Raw genomic sequence first — 14,587 nt, 5'->3', positions numbered from 1 at the left:
CCGGCGGCCACAGGTCACCGTCCCACCGGCCACAGCGGCTACAGTCGGCCCCATGACCAAGTGGGAATACGCAACCGTGCCGCTGCTCGTCCATGCCACGAAGCAGATTCTGGACACCTGGGGCGAGGACGGCTGGGAGCTCGTCCAGGTCGTGCCCGGGCCCAACAACCCCGAGCAGCTCGTGGCCTACCTGAAGCGGGAGAAGCAGGCATGAGCGCGGTCGAGGCCAAGCTGGCCGAACTGGGTCTGACCCTGCCCGAGGTCGTACCGCCGCTGGCCGCGTACCAGCCGGCCGTGCAGTCCGGTGTCTATGTGTACACCGCAGGCCAGCTGCCCATGGTCGAGGGCAAGCTGCCGGTCACCGGCAAGGTGGGCGCCGAGGTCACGCCGGAGGAGGCCAAGGGCCTGGCCCGCACCTGCGCGCTGAACGCGCTGGCCGCCGTGAAGTCCGTCACCGGCGACCTGGACCGCATCGCGCGCGTGGTGAAGGTCGTCGGGTTCGTCGCCTCCGCGTCCGACTTCACCGGGCAGCCCGGTGTCGTCAACGGCGCCAGCGAACTGCTCGGCGAGGTCCTCGGCGACAAGGGCGTGCACGCGCGCAGCGCGGTCGGCGTCGCGGTGCTGCCGCTGGACGCGCCGGTGGAGGTCGAGATCCAGGTGGAACTCGTCCGGTAACCCGCGACCCTCTGACCTCGGGCACCTCTCGAACATTCGCCCTACACGGGATAGCCTCCGCCCATGGCGAACGGTCAGTGGTACCCCCCGGAGTGGCCGGACCGCATCCGCGCCCTCGCGGACGGCACCCTCACCCCGGTGTCCCCCAGACGCGCGGCCACGGTCCTGCTCCTGAAGGACACCGAGTCCGGCCCGGTCGTCCACATGCTGCGCAGACGCGCCTCCATGGCCTTCGCGGGAGGCGCGTACGCGTATCCCGGAGGCGGTGTCGACCCGCGTGACGACGACCGTCTGGTGCGCTGGGCGGGCCCCACGCGCGCGTGGTGGGCGAACCGGCTCGGCGTCGACGAGTCCGGCGCCCAGGCGATCGTCTGCGCGGCCGTACGGGAGACGTACGAGGAGGCGGGCGTGCTGCTCGCCGGGCCCGACCCGGACTCGGTCGTCGGCGACACCACCGGGGACGACTGGGAGGCGGACCGGGCCGCGCTGGTCGCGCGCGAGCTGTCCTTCGCCGAGTTCCTGCACCGGCGCGGCCTGGTGCTGCGCTCGGACCTGCTGGGCGCCTGGACCCGCTGGATCACCCCCGAGTTCGAGGCCCGCCGCTACGACACCTGGTTCTTCGTGGCCGCCCTGCCCGAGGGCCAGCGCACCCGCAACGCCTCCACGGAGGCCGACCGCACGGTGTGGATCCGCCCCGCCGAGGCCGCCGCCGGTTACGACAAGGGCGAGCTGCTGATGATGCCGCCCACCATCGCCACCCTGCGCCAGCTGCTGCCGTACGCCACTGCTGCCGAGGCGCTCTCGGCGGCCCCGGAACGGGACATGACGCCGGTGATGGCGAGCGCGGGCCTGAGGGACGGTGAGATCGTCCTGTCCTGGCCGGGGCACGAGGAGTTCACGAAGCACATTCCGACGGCTTCGGCGGCCGCGGCGACGGGCGAGGCGAGGACCGGCGACGCGGGTGCCCCGACGGCCACGGAGACGGGCGCCCCGACGGCCACGGACGCGAGCGCCCCGGCGCCCCCGGGCACAACCGCCCCGGCGACCGGCGAGACCACGGGTGGAGGCCCCGCATGACCGACGCAAGTACGCTGCCGGGCCAGCCCCGCGGGCAGGTGCTCTCCGGGCCCGCGACCGCGCGGGCCGTGAACGTTCTCGCGCCCAACGCCTCCGCGATGACCCTGGACGGCACGAACACCTGGATCGTCGCCGAGCCCGACTCCGAGCTCGCGGTGGTGATCGACCCGGGCCCGCTGGACGACGGCCATCTGCGCACCGTCGTGGACACCGCCGAGCAGGCCGGCAAGCGGATAGCCCTGACCCTGCTCACCCACGGCCACCCCGACCACGCCGAGGGCGCCGCCCGCTTCGCGGAACTGACGGGCACGCGCGTGCGTGCCCTCGATCCGGCGCTGCGGCTGGGCGACGAGGGCCTGGCCGCAGGTGACGTGATCACCGTCGGCGGCCTGGAGCTGACGGTCGTACCGACGCCCGGGCACACCGCGGACTCGCTGTGTTTCCATCTCCCGGCCGACCGGGCCGTGCTGACCGGCGACACCATCCTGGGGCGCGGTACGACGGTCGTGGCGCACCCCGACGGCCGCCTGGGCGACTATCTGGACTCCCTGCGCCGGCTGCGGTCCCTGACCGTGGACGACGGCGTGCACACCGTCCTGCCGGGCCACGGGCCGGTCCTGGAGGACGCCCAGGGCGCCGTCGAGTTCTACCTCGCCCACCGTGCCCACCGGCTCGCCCAGGTGGAGACGGCGGTCGAGGACGGCTATCGCACCCCGGCCCAGGTCGTCGCCCACGTGTACGCCGACGTGGACCGCTCCCTGTGGCCGGCGGCGGAGCTGTCGGTACGGGCCCAGATGGACTACCTGAGCGAGCACGGGCTGATCTAGCCGGTCCCCCGCTGCCTTGCCGGGGCCGCCGCGGCCGGCCCGGTCAGCGCCTTCTCGGCCGCCTCGAGGATGTTGCCGAAGGTGCGCGTGATCACCGGGCGGGCCAGGTACCGGGTGAGGGCGGTGCCGAGCAGGGGCAGGGGGATCTCCGCCCGCGTGGTCCACCGCACCAGGGTGCCGCCGTCCGTCTCGGCGAACGTCATACGGCCGAGCTCGTGCCGGGACGGCGGCACGCTGCGCTCCACGACGTAGTCCGTGGCGTACGGCGGGTCGTACCGGGTGATGCGTTCCCGGAACCAGCCGATCAGCCAGAGGTGGCTGCGGACAGCGCCGACGCCGTAGGGCACGGCCTCCCCGCGCCGGGTCAGCCGGCAGCGCAGCACCAGCGGCGAGGCCGTGTAGTGGGTGGTCGTCGTGAGCCAGGCGAACACGTCCTCGATCGGGGCGTCGATGACGCGCTCCACGGTCATGGTCTCCATGCCTGTCGGCCTCCCTGGTCGGGTGTTCCTCGGTCGAGCGGTCGCACCACGTCGGCGCGATCCAGCTTGTCGGGGTTGCGCATGCCGTAGAGGGCGGTGATCCGTCCGTCCCGGATCTCGAACGCCGCCAGCCAGTCCAGCGCCCCGCCGGTGAGGAACCGTGCCGCGGGCATGCCGTTGTAGCGGGCGGGTTCGATGCGGGCCGTCATCGCGCTGGTGCGGTACACGCCGAGGACGAACCGGGCGACATCCGGGCGCCCGACGACCGGGCGGCGGGCGGCGACGGCCTTCCCGCCACCGTCGGAGATCACCACGACATCGGGTGCGAGCAGATCCATCAGCGCCTGCACGTCCCCGTCCGCCGCCGATCGCAGAAACCGCTGGGCGATCTCCCCGCCGGCGGCGGAGTCGGGCTCGAAGCGGCGGCGCCGCGCGTGGACGTGCCGGCGCGCGCGGTGCGCGATCTGCCGGACGGTGACCTCGGCCTTGCCGATCGCGGCGGCGATCTCACCGTGGGTGTAGCCGAACACGTCGTGCAGGACGAACACCGCGCGCTCGGTCGGGTTCAGCGTCTCCAGCACCAGCATCATGGCCATCGACACCGACTCGGCCAGGACCACGTCCTCGCCGACCTCGGGCGCGGTGCGGATCGGCTCGGGCAGCCACGAGCCGACGTACTCCTCGCGTCTGGCCTTCACCGCGCGCAGGTGGTTGAGCGCCTGCCGGGTCACCGTCCGCACCAGGTACGCGCGCGCGTGCCCGACCGTGCCCGGATCGACCTCCCGCCAGCGCAGATAGCTCTCCTGCAGCACGTCCTCGGCGTCGGCGGCGCCGCCCAGCAGCTCGTAGGCGATGGTGAACAGCAGCGGACGGTGCTCGCTGAACGCGTCCTCGGCCATGATCCGGCTCGGCTCCTCTCTTCGGACGGCACTGAGACACGTCGGATCGGGAAACCGTGACAGTCCACAGCTGTGACTCGCCTCACAGTAAGGCCGCCCTCGGAGTCAGGTGGCCTGAACGGCTCCCCGTCAGTCCTCCGGGCGCGGGGTCTTCACGCCGTGCACGCGCGCGTACTCGCCGGCGAGCCAGGGCCCCAGGTCGTCCACGTACGACCGCAGCACCTCGGGATCGCCGACGGGCTCATGGCCGTACCGCGCCGCTGTAAGCAGCTGTGCGGCCCGCTCGGGGTAGTAGGCGCCGCACACCTCGGCCATCTCCCGCAGATCGCTGGTCCAGCCGTTCCAGCGGGGCATGACGAGCGTGAAGCCCGTGCGGACGAGATGCCGGGACATGAAGCGCACGAGCGGCCTGCGGGCCGCCTCGGTGTCCCCGGCTCGCGCGATCCGCTCCCGCCAGCGGGGCAGCCACCGGGCCAGGTCGCCGTTGGTCTCGCGGGCGAGCAGGGAGTCGGGGCGGTAGCGCGGCAGGTATGCGGCGAGGTCCTCGCCGAGCAGCGGGGTGCACAGACAGGCGACGAACCAGCCCAGGTCCTGCCGCTCCGGCTCGCTCAGCAGCCGCTGCCAGCCGTACAGCAGCGTGCCCACGCCGTCGATCTGCGGGAACTCCGTGTCGATCGCCTCACCGAGCGCCCGTACGGCGTCCCGGTCGGCCTCGGCGGGCGTGTCCCGGAGCGCCACCAGCAGGTCCAGGTCACTGCGGCCCACGCGCGCGGTGCCGCGCGGGATCGACCCGTAGAGGTAGGCGCTGTGCAGCCGCGCCCCGAGGACCTCCGGCAGCCGGTCGCGCGCGGCGGCCACGACCGGACGGAAAACGGCGGGCACGCGCGCGAGGGAGCCTTCGCGCGCGATGAAGCCCTGGGCGTCGAGCCCGGGCCGACGGATCGTTTCAGCCATGGGGCAACCGTGCCGGCCCGAGCCCGTCCGGGGGCGGCAGCCCTCCGGGCGGCAACGACAGCGGGGCCCGGCTTGCGAGAAGCGGACCCCGAGGTCGTACGGCCGGGACCGGCGTCAGCGCGAGCGCTTCGCCAGCCTCTCCACGTCCAGCAGGATCACGGCTCGCGCCTCCAGGCGGAGCCACCCGCGCTGGGCGAAGTCCGCCAGCGCCTTGTTCACGGTCTCGCGTGAGGCGCCGACCAGCTGGGCCAGCTCCTCCTGGGTGAGGTCGTGGACGACGTGGATGCCCTCCTCGGACTGCACGCCGAAGCGGCGCGAGAGGTCCAGCAGGGCGCGCGCCACGCGGCCGGGGACGTCGGAGAAGACCAGGTCGGACATGGCGTCGTTGGTCTTGCGCAGACGGCGGGCGACGGCCCGCAGCAGGGCGCCGGCCACCTCGGGGCGGGCGTTCAGCCAGGGCTGGAGGTCGCCGTGGCCGAGACCGAGCAGCTTGACCTCGGTCAGCGCGGTCGCGGTCGCCGTACGGGGGCCCGGGTCGAAGAGCGACAGCTCGCCGATCAGCTCGCCGGGGCCGACGACGGCGAGCATGTTCTCGCGGCCGTCGGGGGAGGTGCGGTGCAGCTTGACCTTGCCCTCGGTGACTACGTACAGCCGGTCGCCGGGGTCGCCCTCGTGGAACAGCGAGTCGCCGCGTGCGAGGGTCACCTCGCTCATGGAGGCGCGAAGCTCCGCGGCCTGCTCGTCGTCGAGAGCCGCGAAGAGCGGGTTGCGCCGCAGAACGTCGTCCACTGAGTTCTCTCCTTGTCGACCTGCTCAGGGGATCTTGCTCCCCCGGTGTGCCAGGGGACCGTGTTCCCCATTTTGCCGGACGGTCCAAACAGTGTGATCTGTCACAAGGATGCCGCACAGGTGTCCCGAGGTAAGCGTCAGGGGTCCAATCGGGGCCCGATCCTTCGGGTCCGGGGCGGATGTCGGTGCCGGGCTTTAGGCTGGCCGGGTGTCCAAATCGCCGGTGAGAGCACAGGCCAAGGGGGCTTAGCGGGTGGTTGTACGTCGCGATTCTGCTGTGGGCGAACAGAGCTCCGGCGATGGTAGGAAAACCGGAAAAACAGCAAAAAAGGTCACCCCGGCCAAGAAAGCCGTGGCGACCGGCAAGCCCGTGGCGGTGAAGAAGGCGGCGTCCGCCAAGAAGGTCGCCGTGAGGCCGTCGGCGGACGAGTCCCGCACCGCACTCGTCCGCCGCGCCCGCCGCATCAACCGCGAACTCGCCGAGGTGTATCCGTACGCGCACCCCGAGCTGGACTTCGAAAACCCCTTCCAGCTGCTGGTCGCCACGGTGCTGTCGGCGCAGACCACGGACCTGCGCGTCAACCAGACGACCCCGGCGCTCTTCGCCAAGTACCCGACCCCCGAGGACCTGGCCGCCGCGAACCCGGAGGAGGTCGAGGAGATCCTGCGCCCCTGCGGGTTCTTCCGGGCCAAGACCAAGTCGGTGCTAGGGCTTTCCAAGGCCCTGACCGAGGACTTCGGCGGCGAGGTGCCGGGAAGGCTGGAGGACCTGGTCAAGCTGCCCGGCGTCGGCCGCAAGACCGCCTTCGTCGTGCTCGGCAACGCCTTCGGGCGGCCCGGGATCACCGTGGACACCCACTTCCAGCGGCTGGTGCGGCGCTGGAAGTGGACCGAGGAGACCGACCCCGACAAGATCGAGGCCGTCGTAGGCGCGCTGTTCCCGAAGAGCGACTGGACCGACCTCTCCCACCACGTCATCTGGCACGGCCGCCGGATCTGCCACGCCCGCAAGCCCGCCTGCGGCGCCTGCCCGATCGCCCCGCTCTGCCCGGCCTACGGCGAGGGCGAGACCGACCCGGAGAAGGCGAAGAAGCTGCTGAAGTACGAAAAGGGCGGCTTCCCCGGCCAGCGCCTCAAGCCCCCGCAGGCCTACCTCGACGCGGGCGGCAAGCCGGCTCCGCCGCTGGGGGCCGCGTGACGGAACGATCTCGGGCTCCTCGGGCGTTGGACAGGCAGGGCGAGGGGGGTGGCGATGGCGAGGGCCAGTGAGACGCGGGGCGGTGCGGTGACGCTCAGCAAGGAGGGGCTGCCGCAGTGGCTGGCGCCCGTGGTGCGGGCCGCCGAGACGGTCGAGCCGCTCCAGCTGAGCCGCTTCCTGCCGCCGGAGAACGGCTCGGGGCGGAAGTCGGCCGTGCTGATCCTGTTCGGCGAGGGCGAGCGCGGCCCGGAGCTGCTGCTGATGGAGCGGGCCGGCTCGCTGCGCTCGCACGCCGGGCAGCCGTCCTTCCCGGGTGGCGCGCTCGACCCCGAGGACGGCGACCCGCACACCGACGGGCCGCTCAGAGCCGCGCTGCGCGAGGCCGAGGAGGAGACCGGCCTGGATCCCTCCGGCGTCCAGCTCTTCGGCGTGCTCCCCGCGCTGTACATCCCGGTGAGCGGTTTCGTCGTCACCCCCGTACTCGGCTGGTGGCGTGCGCCCAGCCCCGTCGGCGTCGTCGATCCGAACGAGACGGCACGCGTTTTCACGGTCCCCGTGGCGGATCTCACGGACCCCGCCAACCGCGCCACCACCGTCCACCCCAGCGGCCATCGAGGCCCGGCATTCCTGGTCGAATCGGCCCTGGTGTGGGGTTTCACGGCCGGAGTGATCGACCGCCTGCTGCATTTCGCGGGCTGGGAGCGCCCCTGGGACACGGACAAGCAGGTCCCACTCGACTGGCGGTCGTGACAGGGTGATCCCGTGCGGTGTTTCCCGGGGGACGCTGGGTCCCTGTGCCACTGCGTGGCGGGCCGGACCTCCGGCCGGGCTGCGGGGACCGGAGTGAGTAGGCGAGGCCTGAAGCAGTGAACGTGCTGGACATCCTGTTGCTGGTTGCGGCCGTGTGGTTCGCGGTCGTGGGCTATCGCCAGGGCTTCGTCGTCGGCATCCTGTCGGTGATCGGGTTCCTGGGCGGTGGCCTCGTCGCCGTGTACACGCTGCCGGTGATCTGGGACGCCGTGACGGACAACGCGAACGTCGGCACCACCGCCGCCGTGGTCGCCGTGGTCGTCGTCATCGTCTGCGCCTCCGTCGGCCAGGCTCTGACCACCCACCTCGGCAACAAGCTCCGCCGGTACATCACGTGGTCCCCGGCCCGCGCCCTGGACGCCACCGGCGGCGCCCTGGTCAACGTCGTCGCCATGCTGCTCGTGGCCTGGCTGATCGGGTCCGCCCTGGCCGGCACCACCCTGCCCACGCTCGGCAGGGAGGTCCGCGGCTCCAAGGTGCTCCTGGGTGTCTCCCGGGCGCTGCCCGCACAGGCCGACACCTGGTTCGCGGACTTCTCCTCCGTCCTCGCCCAGAACGGCCTCCCGCAGGTCTTCAGCCCGTTCGCCAACGAGCCGATCAAGGACGTCCAGCCGCCCGACCCGGCCCTTGCGAACAGCCCGGTCACCCTGCGCGCCCAGCGGTCCATCGTCAAGGTCACCGGCACCGCCCAGAGCTGCGGCAAGGTCCTGGAGGGCACCGGCTTCGTCTTCGCCGACCGCCGGGTCATGACCAACGCGCACGTGGTGGGCGGCGTCGACGCCCCCACCGTGCAGATAGGCGGCGAGGGCCGCAGGTACGACGCCAAGGTCGTCCTGTACGACTGGAAGCGCGACATCGCCGTGCTCGACGTACCCGACCTGAAGGCGCACGCCCTGAAGTTCTCCGCCCACGAGGCGGCCGGCGGCGACGGCGCGATCGTCGCGGGCTTCCCGGAGAACGGCTCGTACGACGTGCGCGCCGCGCGCGTGCGCGGGCGCATCACGGCCAACGGCCCGGACATCTACCACCGCGGCACCGTCCGCCGTGACGTCTACTCGCTGTACACGGTCGTCCGCCAGGGCAACTCGGGCGGTCCGCTGCTCACCCCCGACGGCCGGGTGTACGGCGTGGTCTTCGCCAAGTCCCTCGACGACGCCGAGACCGGTTACGCCCTCACGTCGGACGAGATCCAGCCCGACATCGCAAAGGGACGTACGGCGAACGAGCAGGTGGGTACGGACAGCTGCGCCCTGTGACCCTCAGGAGGGGTGACCCTCCTGCCGGGCGCGGCGTCAGCCGCGCGGGTGACGCAGACGCATCGAGACCCAGCGCGCCCGGCGGCGCAGGATGCGCGGAATTCCCACGCGGAGGTCCCCTTCCGCGAGTTGCGCGTTGCCTCGCTGAGGCGCGCTCATACCGGCGGCCGAGCGCCGGTTGCGGGGTGCGTCACTGTAGTCGTGCGTCCAGCCCATACCCCGACGTGTGCCCCCGCCCGAAGGTCGATAACCGCCTGAGCGCCGTCCAATTGGCCTATGCGGCAGGCATGTGGCCGTTCGGGGGACAACTGTTCAGCAACCGGGTACTCCACGCATCGAACCGGCACCGTACGGTCACCGATGCCCATCACCGGTACGGGTGAACCTCATGGGCTCCGGTTTACCTCACCGGTGTACGTCACCGGTCGGGCTCGGGATCCTTCAGCCAGTTGACCAGTTCGGTGGAGAACGCCGCCGGGTCCTCCTCGTGCGGGAAGTGGCCGAGGCCGTCGAACAGGCGCCAGCGGTACGGCGCTTCGACGTACTCGCCCGAACCGGCGGCGCTGCGCGTGCGCGTCACCGGGTCCAGTGAGCCGTGCAGATGCAGTGTGGGCACCCGCACCGGCCGCTTCATCCTGCGGTTGAACTGGATGCCGTCCGGGCGGGCCAGCGAGCGCACCAGCCAGCGGTACGGCTCGATCGCGCAGTGCGCGGTCGACGGGATGCACATGGCCCGCTGGTAGGCCTCCACCGCCTCGTCCTCCGGCGGCCGCGGCCCGGACCACTCCCGGATCAGCCGGCCCACCAGCGCACCGCCGTCCGCGGTGAGTTGACGCTCCGGAATCCACGGCCGCTGGAAGCCCCAGATGTAGGAGTTGGCGGCCGTCTGTCGGGCGTCGCGCAGCATCGCCGCGCGCCAGCGCCGTGGATGCGGCATCGACACCACGGCGAGGCGCCGCACCAGCTTGGGCCGCATCGCCGCCGCCGTCCACGCCAGATAGCCGCCCAGGTCATGGCCGACCACCGCCGCGTCCGGCTCGCCGAGCGAGCGGATCACGCCGGTGACGTCGAGCGCGAGGTTGGCGGGGTCGTACCCGCGGGGTGTGCGGTCGCTGCCGCCGACGCCCCGCAGGTCCATCGCCACCGCCCGGTAGCCCGCGTCGGCGAGGGCCACCAGCTGGTGGCGCCAGGTCCACCAGAACTGCGGGAAACCGTGCAGCAGCAGCACCAGGGGGCCGTCGCCGAGCTCGGCGATGTGGAAGCGCGCGCCGTTCGCGGCGACGTCCCTGTGCATCCAGGGACCTTCGATCCGTACGGCCGAGGGGGCGGGGTCGGTCATGACTGTGAGCGTGCCACAGCCTCGATGGCCGCGAGGGTCCGGTCCTCGGGCAGTTCCGCACGCGGGTGCGGCTTGGCGTTCTGCAGCACGCCCGCCGTCTCCTTCATCGAGGCGGCCACCTTCTGCGCTCCCTGGCCCTTCTTGGCCTTCTTCGCGAACACCACGCCGATCAGCGCGAGGAGCCCGGCGATGAGCACGTTCGCCGCGAAGGACAGCAGGAAGCAGACCGCCAGGTTCCAGTGGCTCCAGGTCCGGATGCCGTAGGCGAGGGCGAAGTTGAGCATCGGGAGCGAGAAGACGAGCAGCACCAGGGCCGCAGTGAACGCGCCGCCGCTGGTCGCGCCGCGCTTGACGTCCTGCTTCAGCTGGGCCTTGGCCAGGGCGATCTCGTCATGCACCAGCGCCGACAATTCGGTCGTCGCCGAGGCGAACAGCTGGCCGATGCTGCGTTCGGCGCCGACCGGGCTGCCGTCGGGTGCGCTCATCGCGTTCTCCCTCAGAGGTCTCTCGTGCCGCAGGTGTGCCGTGCCGTCATGCGCGGCCGGCGGGCCTGCTCCTGTGGCGTCTAGTTTTGTACCGTCTCGTCAGATCATGCCGGACAGTTGTCCTCCTCGCCTGCCCCGCCCGGCACTTCCTGAAGCCCGTGGCGCGCCGCGGCCGCCCGCTCGGCGGCGATCCGCCGGTGTTCGGCGGCCTTGCGCTCGTGGATCTCGGCCATGCGCAGGTGATAGGCCGGGTCGTCCTGCTCGTAGATGTCCGGGATGCCGTCGTGGTCCTCGTCGCGGTCCTCTTCCTCGCACAGCCTGCGGTACTTGGCGTTCCGTATCTTCAGCAGCGCCGTCGCGCACACCGCCGCGATCAGTGATCCGGTGAGGACGGCGGCCTTGACCTCGTCGGTGAGGACGGCGTCCCCGGCGAAGGCCAGTTCGCCGATGAGCAGCGAGACGGTGAAGCCGATCCCGGCGAGGGAGGCCACCGCGAAGACGTCGGCCCAGGCGAGGTCCTCGCTGAGGGAGGCGCGGGTGAAGCGGGCGGTGAGCCAGGTGCCGCCGAAGATGCCGATCGTCTTGCCGACGACGAGACCCAGCACCACACCCAGTGTCTCCGGCTTGGTGAACACATCCCCGAGCGCCCCGCCGGAGATCGTCACCCCGGCGCTGAACAGCGCGAACACCGGCACGGCCAGTCCGGCCGACAGGGGCCGCACCAGGTGCTCGATGTGTTCGCCCGGCGAGTGCTGCTCACCCTCCCGGGTGGTGCAGCGCAGCATCAGGCCCATCGCCACGCCCGCGATGGTGGCGTGGACGCCGCTGTTGTACATCAGCGCCCAGATCACCACCGCGAGCGGCACGTACACGTACCAGCCGCGCACTCCCTTGCGCAGCAGCAGCCAGAAGACCACCAGTCCGGCGGCGGCCCCGCCGAGCGCGGCGAAGTTCAGGCGGTCGGTGAAGAAGATCGCGATGATCAGGATCGCGAACAGGTCGTCGACGACCGCGAGGGTGAGCAGGAAGGCGCGCAGCGAGCTGGGCAGGGAGGTGCCGATGACCGCGAGGACGGCGAGCGCGAAGGCGATGTCGGTGGCGGTGGGCACCGCCCAGCCCTGTGCCGAGCCGTGCCCGGTGAGATTGGTGAGGGTGTAGACGAGCGCCGGTACGGCCATGCCGCACAGCGCCGCCACCACGGGCAGCACTGCTGCCCTGGGGTCGCGCAGGTCCCCGGCGACCAGCTCGCGCTTGAGCTCGATACCGGCGACGAAGAAGAACACCGCGAGCAGGCCGTCGGCGGCCCAGTGGGCCGCGGAGAGGTTCAGGCCGAGCGCGCCGGGGCCGAAACGGAAGTGGCTGACCGACTCGTAGCTGTGATGCAGGGCGGGGATGTTCGCCCAGAGCAGTGCCGCTACGGCCGCGAGCAGCAGCAGAACACCGCCGATGGTCTCGGTACGCAGCGCGTCCGCGACGAAGGCCCGCTCGGGCAGGGAGAGCCGGCCGAGGGCCTTGCGGGGGGCTTTCGGGGTGCGGGTGGCGGCCACGGCGGGAACCTCCGGGGTCGGTACGGCGATGATCACGCCGTCGCCCGGGATCGCCGACGGCGTCGCCGACCAGACTTCCCGGCACACCCTGAGATCGCCATTTTACTCTATTTTGACGCCGGAAGTTAGTTGAGCGAACGAAAAGAGGGCGCCCGGTGCGGCACCGGGCGCCTCATGCTGCCGTTTCCGCCTAGTCCTCGCTGGGCGCGGCCGGCAGCTTGGCCTGGATCAGGTCCATGACCGTGCTGTCGGTCAGCGTGGTCACGTCACCGAGCTGGCGGTTCTCGGCCACGTCCCGCAGCAGGCGGCGCATGATCTTGCCGGAGCGGGTCTTCGGCAGCTCCGCCACCGGCAGGATCCGCTTGGGCTTGGCGATCGGGCCGAGCGTGGCGCCCACGTGGTCGCGCAGCTCGCCGACGAGCGCCTCGGTCTCCGCCGCCGTACCGCGCAGGATCACGAACGCCACGATCGCCTGGCCGGTGGTCTCGTCGGCGGCACCGACGACGGCCGCCTCGGCGACCGACGGGTGGGAGACGAGCGCCGACTCCACCTCGGTGGTGGAGATGTTGTGCCCGGAGACGAGCATCACATCGTCCACCCGGCCCAGCAGCCAGATGTCGCCGTCGTCGTCCTTCTTCGCGCCGTCACCGGCGAAGTACTTGCCCTCGAACCGGGACCAGTACGTGTCGATGAACCGCTGGTCGTCGCCCCAGATGGTGCGCAGCATCGACGGCCACGGCTCGGTCAGCACCAGGTAGCCACCGCCGCCGTGGGGCACCTCGTTGGCCTCGTCGTCGACGACGGTCGCGCTGATGCCGGGCAGCGGGGTCTGCGCGGAGCCGGGCTTGGCGTGGGTGACGCCGGGCAGCGGCGAGATCATCATCGCGCCCGTCTCGGTCTGCCACCAGGTGTCCACGACGGGCGTCTTGTCCGCGCCGATGTTCTTGCGGTACCAGATCCACGCCTCGGGGTTGATGGGCTCGCCCACCGAACCGAGGACGCGCAGGGAGGACAGGTCGAACTTCGCGGGGATGTCGTCGCCCCACTTCATGAACGTCCGGATCGCCGTCGGCGCGGTGTAGAGGATCGTGACCCCGTACTTCTGCACGATCTCCCAGAACCGGCCCTGGTGCGGGGTGTCCGGCGTGCCCTCGTACATGACCTGCGTCGCGCCGTTGGCCAGCGGGCCGTACACGATGTACGAGTGCCCGGTGACCCAGCCGACGTCGGCCGTGCACCAGTACACGTCCGTCTCCGGCTTGAGGTCGAAGACCGCCCAGTGGGTGTATGCCGTCTGGGTGAGGAATCCGCCCGAGGTGTGCAGGATGCCCTTCGGCTTACCGGTCGTGCCGGAGGTGTAGAGGATGAACAGCGGGTGCTCCGCCTCGAACGCCTCCGGGGTGTGCTCGGCGGACTGCCGCTCCACCAACTCGTGCCACCAGACGTCCCGCTCGGCGTCGAAGGCCACGTCCTGGCCGGTACGGCGCACCACCAGCACGTGCTTGACGTTGTCGACCTTGGCGATCGCCTCGTCCACGGCCGGCTTCAGCGCGGAGGGCTTGCCGCGCCGGTAGCCGCCGTCGGCGGTGATGACGACCTTCGCGTCCGCGTCCTGGATACGGGTCGCGAGGGCGTCGGCCGAGAAGCCGCCGAAGACCACCGAGTGCGCGGCGCCGATCCGGGCGGAGGCCAGCATCGCGATCGCCGTCTCCGGGATCATCGGCATGTAGATGGCGACCCGGTCGCCCTTGCGGACACCCAGCTCCAGCAGCGCGTTGGCCGCCTTGGAGACCTCGTCCTTCAGCTCGGCGTAGGTGATCGAGCGGCTGTCGCCGGGCTCACCCTCGAAGTGGATGGCGACACGGTCGCCGTGCCCGGCCTCCACATGCCGGTCCACGCAGTTGTACGCGACGTTCAACTCGCCGTCCTTGAACCACTTCGCGAACGGAGGGTTCGACCAGTCCAGCGTCTCGGTCGGTTCCTTGGCCCAGGTCAGCCGACGGGCCTGCTCGGCCCAGAAGCCGAGCCTGTCAGCCTTGGCCTGTGCATACGCCTCCGCGGTGACGTTGGCGTGCGCGGCCAGGTCGGCGGGCGGCGCGAACCTGCGTTCTTCCTTCAGCAGGTTGGCCAGGCTTTCGTTGCTCACGACATCTCCCTCTCCAAGGGTGTCCGTTGTGTCCCAGGCCACAGCTCATCAGACGAGAGGGTCCGATGACAAGAGTCCACGGCCGAATTGGTGTAGACCTCTCTGC

The 14,587-nt window shown here is 71.4% G+C and carries 16 protein-coding genes; 7 read left to right on the top strand and 9 right to left on the bottom strand.

Annotated features, from left to right (window positions below; translation table 11 throughout):
• Positions 1 to 52 precede the first annotated feature (52 nt).
• The 4 genes from BFF78_RS44825 (at position 53) to BFF78_RS19580 (ending at position 2,579) form a co-directional block, all read left to right on the top strand.
• The gene (locus BFF78_RS44825; protein ID WP_003975360.1) at positions 53 to 214 is read left to right on the top strand and encodes a DUF4177 domain-containing protein; all 162 of its coding nucleotides are present in this window, start codon (positions 53 to 55) and stop codon (positions 212 to 214) included.
• A complete protein-coding gene (locus tag BFF78_RS19590; protein ID WP_069779557.1) occupies positions 211 to 675 on the top strand; it encodes a RidA family protein in 465 nt (154 codons plus the stop codon). Before BFF78_RS44825 ends, BFF78_RS19590 begins: the two co-directional genes overlap by 4 nt.
• Positions 676 to 738: 63 nt before the next feature.
• The gene (locus BFF78_RS19585; protein WP_069779556.1) at positions 739 to 1,752 is read left to right on the top strand and encodes an NUDIX hydrolase; all 1,014 of its coding nucleotides are present in this window, start codon (positions 739 to 741) and stop codon (positions 1,750 to 1,752) included.
• Entirely contained in the window at positions 1,749 to 2,579 is an 831-nt protein-coding gene (locus tag BFF78_RS19580) for an MBL fold metallo-hydrolase (RefSeq protein ID WP_069779555.1), read from the top strand. Before BFF78_RS19585 ends, BFF78_RS19580 begins: the two co-directional genes overlap by 4 nt.
• Here the strand turns inward: BFF78_RS19580 and BFF78_RS19575 are convergent.
• From BFF78_RS19575 to BFF78_RS19560, 4 genes are all read right to left on the bottom strand, one after another.
• A complete protein-coding gene (locus BFF78_RS19575; RefSeq protein ID WP_069779554.1) occupies positions 2,576 to 3,058 on the bottom strand; it encodes an SRPBCC family protein in 483 nt (160 codons plus the stop codon). The two genes, BFF78_RS19580 and BFF78_RS19575, sit on opposite strands and share 4 nt — an antisense overlap.
• A complete protein-coding gene (locus BFF78_RS19570) occupies positions 3,046 to 3,957 on the bottom strand; it encodes an RNA polymerase sigma-70 factor (RefSeq protein ID WP_069779553.1) in 912 nt (303 codons plus the stop codon). The genes BFF78_RS19575 and BFF78_RS19570 overlap by 13 nt, the downstream gene beginning before the upstream one ends.
• Positions 3,958 to 4,086: 129 nt before the next feature.
• Positions 4,087 to 4,911, bottom strand: coding sequence for a nucleotidyltransferase domain-containing protein (locus tag BFF78_RS19565; protein WP_069779552.1), 825 nt, complete (start codon positions 4,909 to 4,911; stop codon positions 4,087 to 4,089).
• Between the two features lie 114 nt (positions 4,912 to 5,025).
• The gene (locus tag BFF78_RS19560) at positions 5,026 to 5,700 is read right to left on the bottom strand and encodes a Crp/Fnr family transcriptional regulator (protein WP_014674022.1); all 675 of its coding nucleotides are present in this window, start codon (positions 5,698 to 5,700) and stop codon (positions 5,026 to 5,028) included.
• A 277-nt stretch (positions 5,701 to 5,977) separates the two neighbouring features.
• On the opposite strand from BFF78_RS19560, the gene nth reads away from it, so the two are divergent.
• The 3 genes from nth to BFF78_RS19545 all read left to right on the top strand — a co-directional run bounded on the left by nth (position 5,978) and on the right by BFF78_RS19545 (position 8,964).
• A complete protein-coding gene (gene nth, locus BFF78_RS19555; protein ID WP_069779551.1) occupies positions 5,978 to 6,898 on the top strand; it encodes an endonuclease III in 921 nt (306 codons plus the stop codon).
• Positions 6,899 to 6,952: 54 nt separating this feature from the next.
• Positions 6,953 to 7,648 carry an NUDIX hydrolase gene (locus tag BFF78_RS19550; protein WP_069779550.1) on the top strand — a complete coding sequence of 232 codons (696 nt, stop codon included), beginning with the start codon at positions 6,953 to 6,955 and terminating at the stop codon, positions 7,646 to 7,648.
• A 116-nt stretch (positions 7,649 to 7,764) separates the two neighbouring features.
• A complete protein-coding gene (locus BFF78_RS19545) occupies positions 7,765 to 8,964 on the top strand; it encodes a MarP family serine protease (protein ID WP_069779549.1) in 1,200 nt (399 codons plus the stop codon).
• Between the two features lie 36 nt (positions 8,965 to 9,000).
• On the opposite strand, the gene BFF78_RS48275 is transcribed toward BFF78_RS19545, so the two are convergent.
• The 5 genes from BFF78_RS48275 to acs all read right to left on the bottom strand — a co-directional run bounded on the left by BFF78_RS48275 (position 9,001) and on the right by acs (position 14,481).
• On the bottom strand, positions 9,001 to 9,180 hold the full coding sequence (locus tag BFF78_RS48275; protein ID WP_079161387.1) for a hypothetical protein: 180 nt from the start codon (positions 9,178 to 9,180) through the stop codon (positions 9,001 to 9,003).
• A 202-nt stretch (positions 9,181 to 9,382) separates the two neighbouring features.
• On the bottom strand, positions 9,383 to 10,303 hold the full coding sequence (locus tag BFF78_RS19540; protein ID WP_069779548.1) for an alpha/beta fold hydrolase: 921 nt from the start codon (positions 10,301 to 10,303) through the stop codon (positions 9,383 to 9,385).
• Complete coding sequence (locus tag BFF78_RS19535; RefSeq protein WP_069779547.1) at positions 10,300 to 10,788, bottom strand: phage holin family protein; 489 nt, start codon at positions 10,786 to 10,788, stop codon at positions 10,300 to 10,302. The genes BFF78_RS19540 and BFF78_RS19535 overlap by 4 nt, the downstream gene beginning before the upstream one ends.
• Positions 10,789 to 10,892: 104 nt before the next feature.
• Positions 10,893 to 12,335: a Na+/H+ antiporter NhaA gene (gene nhaA / locus BFF78_RS19530; protein ID WP_069783679.1), complete on the bottom strand. Its 1,443-nt coding sequence runs from the start codon at positions 12,333 to 12,335 to the stop codon at positions 10,893 to 10,895.
• A 190-nt stretch (positions 12,336 to 12,525) separates the two neighbouring features.
• Positions 12,526 to 14,481, bottom strand: coding sequence for an acetate--CoA ligase (gene acs / locus BFF78_RS19525; protein WP_069779546.1), 1,956 nt, complete (start codon positions 14,479 to 14,481; stop codon positions 12,526 to 12,528).
• Between the last annotated feature and the right edge of the window lie 106 nt (positions 14,482 to 14,587).

It is taken from the genome of Streptomyces fodineus (assembly GCF_001735805.1).
In the GTDB taxonomy this organism is placed as follows: Bacteria; Actinomycetota; Actinomycetes; order Streptomycetales; family Streptomycetaceae; genus Streptomyces; species Streptomyces fodineus.
Note: the sequence above shows the minus strand (reverse complement) of the source record. Positions and strands in the feature narration are given on the sequence as shown.